Source organism: Methanoculleus sp. MH98A (assembly GCF_000691865.1).
In the GTDB taxonomy this organism is placed as follows: domain Archaea; phylum Halobacteriota; class Methanomicrobia; order Methanomicrobiales; family Methanoculleaceae; genus Methanoculleus.
This window is the reverse complement of sequence record NZ_JMIO01000078.1, coordinates 1-5,744: the sequence shown is the minus strand read 5'-3', so window position 1 is coordinate 5,744 and position 5,744 is coordinate 1. Positions and strand designations below refer to the sequence as shown.

Here is a 5,744-nt window from a genome sequence, read left to right as displayed (position 1 = left end):
GTATCCCAGATTACCTTCTCTAAAACCACAGGCAAAGGAGGAAAATATCTCGATGAGACTTCTGATTACATTTTATGGTATTCGAAAAACCTCGCCAATCTGAAGTATCATCAGATATATTTACCTAAAGAATATGGTGCCGATGGTGCAACAGAATATCGCTGCCTGATGTCATCAGATGGTGCATGGCGGACAGTTGAGTCAAGAGAGTTTTTGAATCTTGATGCCCTTCTGCGTGAAGGTCAAGTTTTCAGCCATGACAACTTTACTTCTCAAACAGGATCAGAAACCACAATCTTTCCCTTTGAACTCGATAATGGCGCTATCCCTGCGCCAAAGAAGGGAGGATGGAAAACCAACACCCGTGGCATGGATAGATTAAAGAAATCCAGACGATTAATACGGATCGGCAAAACGCCTCGTTATGTAAGATATTTTACGGACTTTCCTATTTATCCATTGAACAACCATTGGACAGATACTAACATTAGCGGTTTTGGCGAACCGAAGGTGTACGTTGTACAGACATACACGAAAGTAATCCAGCGTTGCCTCCTCATGACCACCGATCCCGGCGACCTTGTCCTTGACCCGACGTGCGGCTCCGGGACCACCGCCTACGTCGCCGAGAAGTGGGGGCGGCGCTGGATCACCTGCGACACCTCCCGTGTCGCCGTCACCCTTGCCAAACAGCGGCTCATGACCGGTGTCTTCGACTACTACGACCTCGCCCACACCGAAGAGGGCGTCGGGAGCGGGTTTGTCTATAAGACTGTCCCGCACATCACTCTCAAATCCATCGCGAACAACCCCGAGATCGACGTCATCCACGAGAAGCACCGGCCGAAGGTTGAGGCTGCCCTCGCCGCTCTCAACACCGCTGCAAAGACCTCCTACGAAGAATGGGAAGTCCCCTTCGACCCCGACCCCGCCTGGCCGGAAGCGGCAGAGAAAGCCCACAAAAAGTTCCTCTCTACCCGGCAGAAGCGGCAGGCTGAGATCGACGTAAGCATCCAGAAGAACGCCCCACAGGAGACCCTCTACGACCAGCCCCAGGCTGACAAAACAAAAGTCCGCGTCACCGGCCCCTTCACCGTCGAGGCCGTCCCCGCCCCCACCGTCGAACCGCTCACCGGAGACACTCCCGCAGTCCTCCCGGCCGACGACTCCGCCGCTCGCACCGGCGAGTCCCTCCGGCAGGACGAATGGCGCGCCGAGCTCCTCGCCGCCGGCATCCGCGGCAGGAGCGGCCAGCAGATCGCCTTCGCCCGGCTTGAACCCCTCGGTGGCACCCGGTGGCTCCACGCCCGCGGCGAGACCAAAGATGACCCCCCGAAACAGGTCGCCGTCTCCTTCGGCCCCGAGCACGCCGCCCTCGACGCCCGGCAGGTCGAGATGGCACTCAAAGAAGCGCAGCACCTCGTCCCTCGCCCCGAGATCCTCGCCTTCGCCGCCTTCCAGTTCGATCCCGAAGCCGCAAAAGACATCGACGAGACCAACTGGCCTGGCGTCACCCTCCTCAAAGTCCAGATGAACACCGACCTGCAGACTGACGACCTCAAGAAGAAACGCTCCAGCAACGAGAGTTTCTGGCTCATCGGCCAGCCCGACATCACCCTGAATCTGATCACCGAAGGCCCTGAAGCCGGCACGATCCTCCTCTCCGTCAACGGCTTCGATTACTACGACACCCGCACCGGCACCGTCGACGGCGGCGGTCCCGAGAAGATCGCCATGTGGATGCTCGACACCGACTACGATGGCCGCAGCCTCTTCCCCCGGCAGGTCTTCTTCCCCATGGCCGGCAAGAATGAGGGGTGGGCAAAACTCCAGAAGAGCCTCAAAGCCGAGATCGACGAGGAGAAGATCGAGGCCTATCGCGGCACCGTCTCCCTCCCCTTCAAACCTGGCAAAAAGCAGCGCATCGCCGTCAAGATCATCGACGACCGGGGCATCGAGTCCATCGTCGAGCGGGAGCTGGACGTGCCGGAGGCATGATTCATGTCGCAGAAGACCATCGACCGCCTCATCGTCGCCTCACCCTACACCGAACCCGCCTGCCACTGGCACTACGACCGAACCACCCGTACCTTCGACCTCGTTGAGGGGCGGCGAAAGGCAGGCTACATCGTCGCCACACAGGGCTCCAGCGCCTTCGATGACCCCGGCGTCTTCTACGAGATCCTCCTTGTCAACCAGATCCGGCCCCGTGTCAGGGCCTGGCGGGAGGCCGGCTACCCCGCCGTCACAGGCATCACCCGCCGCCTCCTCGAGTACTGGCGGGATCAGGAACGGGGAGGCATGCCCTTCTTCTTCTGCCAGCTCGAGGCCATCGAGACGCTCATCTGGCTCACCGAGGCGCCAGCCGCGGAAAAGACCGGGATCGATATCGAGGGCGACGGCGGCGAGTTCCGCAGGTACTGCTGTAAGATGGCGACTGGCACCGGCAAGACCGTTGTCATGGCCATGCTCATCGCCTGGCAGGTCCTCAACAAGACTGCCTACCCCACCGACCCCCGGTTCTCCAAAAACGTCCTCGTCATCGCTCCCGGCCTCACCGTCAAAAGCCGTCTCTCCGTTCTCGTCCCCTCCTCCGAGGGCAACTACTACGACGCTTTCGCCATCATCCCGTCCGGTCTTGCAGAGAACCTCAGGCAGGGAAAAGTCCTCGTGCAGAACTGGCACGCGCTCGCCTGGGAGAGCGCAGAGCAGATCCAGAAGAGGAGGAGTGTCGACAAACGCGGTCCAAAGAGCGACGAGGCCTACGTTCGTGAAGTCCTCGGCGATATGGCCCGGCACAACAACCTCATCGTCATCAACGACGAGGCGCACCATGCATGGCGGGTCCCGGCCGAGTCGAAGGTCAAAGGGGTCGCAAAAGACGAGATCGATCAGGCCACCGTCTGGGTCCAGGGCCTCGACCGCATCCACCAGGCAAGGAATATCCTCTCTTGCTTCGACTTCACCGCCACGCCATTCGCCCCGAGCGGGAAGAGGAGCGACGAAGAGGCCCTTTTCACCTGGATCGTCAGCGACTTCTCCTTGAACGACGCCATTGAGTCAGGCCTCGTCAAGACTCCCCGCGTCGTCATCCGCGACGACGCCAATCCACGGCCCGACGATTACCGATCCCGGTTCTACCACATCTACACAGACCCTGAGGTCTATGACGACCTCACCCGCAAAGGCGCCGAAGAGTCCGAACCTCTCCCCGATCTCCTCAACACCGCCTACTACTTCCTCGGCCTCGACTGGCAGGAGAAGAAGAAAGAATGGGAGGTGGCCGGCTACCGGACCCCGCCGGTCATGATCACCGTCGCGAACACTACCGAGACCGCCGCGAGAGTCGCTTACGCCTTCACTCACAAAAAAATCCGTATCGACGACCTCTGCGATAGCAGCAGGATTCTCCACATCGACTCAAAAGTCCTCAAAGAGGCCGAGACCCTCGATGAACTACCGACCGTCTCCGAGAGTGACGACGAAGAGGTGAACCGGCCGCTCACCAAAAAAGAAAGGGCTCTCTACCTCCGGCAACAGGTCGACACCGTCGGGAAACCCGGTGAAGCGGGCGAGAAAATCCAGAACGTCATCTCTGTCGGCATGCTCTCCGAGGGCTGGGACGCCAGAACGGTCACGCACATCATGGGTCTCCGGGCCTTCTCCAGCCAGCTCCTCTGCGAACAGGTCATCGGCCGGGGGCTCCGGCGCACCAGTTACGATGTCGACGAGGAGACCGGCCTCTTCTCGCCGGAGTACGTCAACATCTTCGGGATACCCTTCACCTTCCTCCCCCACGAGGGGGGAGACGACGCCCCACCGAGGCCGGAAAAGCCCAAGACCCGGATCGAGTCACTCCCCTCCCGCCGGAAGCACGAGATCACCTGGCCGAACGTGCTCCGGGTCGAGCACACCTACCGACCGCGGCTCACCCTTGATATCGAGACCGCAAAACCCCTCGTCCTCGACGCCGCCCAGACGCCGCAGATCGCCGAACTCGCCCCGGTCATCGACGGTAAACCTGCCGTCGACCAGGTCACCACCATCGACCTTGAGGAACTCGGCCGGATCAGGCTCCAGCGGATTGTCTTCGAGACAGCACGGGACCTCCTCGACCAGATGCGCCCGGAATGGCGGGGTACCGCCGCCGACCTCGTTGGGCAGCTGGTCGGCATCATCGATCGGTTCCTCCGCTCCGATAAGGTCAAATTCGCCCCCCTCATCTTCAGCACCGACGACACACGCCGGCGGGTTCTGCTCATCCTCAACATGAACAAGGTCGTCCAGCACATCTACGAGCAGATTCGCGAGACAAACACCGAAACCATCGTGCCGGTCCTCGACCCGGCACGCCCCATCCGCTCGACCGCCGATATGCCGGTCTGGTACACCACCAAACCCTGTGGTGAGACCGCAAAATCGCAGATCAACTTCTGCGTCTACGACAGCACCTGGGAGGCCACCGAGGCCTTCGCCCTCGACCGGAACCCTGCGGTGCAGGCATGGGCCAAGAACGACCATCTCGGGTTTGAGATCTTCTATCTCTACCAGGGTTACGTGCGAAGGTATCGCCCGGACTACCTGATCCGGCTTGGAAACGGCGAATACCTGGTGTTGGAGACGAAGGGCCAGGACAGCCAGCAGAATAAGGCAAAGCGGGCCGCCCTTGCAGAATGGGTTCGAGCTGTCAACGGGCACGGTGGGTTCGGCACCTGGCACTGTGATGTTTCATTCAACACAGCTGATGTCGAGGGGATCATTGCGAAATATACCCCCAAGAAGCAGCCTACTGGGCATGTGGAGAGTTTGACCATATGACAGGGTGTTACAATCAGAGTAGGAGGACTGGAATGGATCATGCTTTTCCAGTATATTCCGGATTCATCCATATTCTACGGGCTGACGGAAGATCAGGTGGCGGTTGTGGAGGGGGTGGCCTGATGCAGGAGCCGGTATCCTGGGGATCCAGCGCAGGGGTATCTTGAAACTTCATCAGGAACAAGGATGTGGTCAATATTCCGCTTTCAGCGATCATCAACGGTGAAAGGGTTATCGGCCCCGATCTGTCTGATAGCGAATGGAGCGAACTCAAAGCTCAGCATAGAAAAGGCCTCACTATAACAATGCCCTGCTGCGGGATGAGCGGGCATGCCAGAATGTCGAAGTGCGGTCTCAAACATTTCTACCACGCTCATAAGTCCGAAGAGTGTGACGGAGGGCCGGAATCGCTCGACCACTTAAGGCTCAAGAGCCAGATTTATCAGATCTGCAAAGCTGAAGGGTGGGATGCTCAACCCGAATACCAGTCGCCGGCCGGCGACTGGCGGGCAGATGTCTACGCAACGAGGGGAGAACGGAGCGTGGTGTTTGAGGTCCAGCTCAGTAAGATCCGCCAGGAGGAACTTCAGGAACGGGGGGAGAAGTACGCCCGGGATGGTATCGAGTCCTACTGGCTCTTGAGAAACTATCTGGATCTTCAGCCCTATTATGAAGCGTGGGGAGACTCTGAGATCTCTTTGAACTTTCAGAACATCGATAGAAGCGACCTTCGTTTAACCCACGAAAGACTTTACTACGTTCGAAAAGATATCCGCACTATCGGCATCAATTCCGATAACAGGACGCTATGTACAACGAAGAATCCATCGGCAGGATTGAGCGAATGGATCAGGTATGTGCTGAACGGGGAGTACTCTCATTATCTCGCTGATGTTAAGGCGCAATATCAGAGATGTGCCAGATTA

The 5,744-nt window shown here is 58.8% G+C and carries 3 protein-coding genes; all 3 read left to right on the top strand.

All coding sequences use genetic code 11. The features are described 5' to 3' along the window. Window positions 1–9 precede the first annotated feature (9 nt). On the top strand, window positions 10–1,998 hold the full coding sequence (locus EI28_RS14110; RefSeq protein ID WP_255342095.1) for a DNA methyltransferase: 1,989 nt from the start codon (window positions 10–12) through the stop codon (window positions 1,996–1,998). A 3-nt stretch (window positions 1,999–2,001) separates the two neighbouring features. Then, window positions 2,002–4,818: a BPTD_3080 family restriction endonuclease gene (locus EI28_RS10340; RefSeq protein WP_048114628.1), complete on the top strand. Its 2,817-nt coding sequence runs from the start codon at window positions 2,002–2,004 to the stop codon at window positions 4,816–4,818. 188 nt (window positions 4,819–5,006) lie between these two features. Then, window positions 5,007–5,744, top strand: a 738-nt coding sequence (locus EI28_RS13215; RefSeq protein WP_197018491.1) for a competence protein CoiA, incomplete at its 3' end; no start/stop codon positions are given.

Bases quoted from the DNA above. Each gene is read 5' to 3' on its own strand.
- EI28_RS10340 (WP_048114628.1), top strand. From the start codon at position 2,002: ATGTCGCAGAAGACCATCGACCGCCTCATCGTCGCCTCACCCTACACC.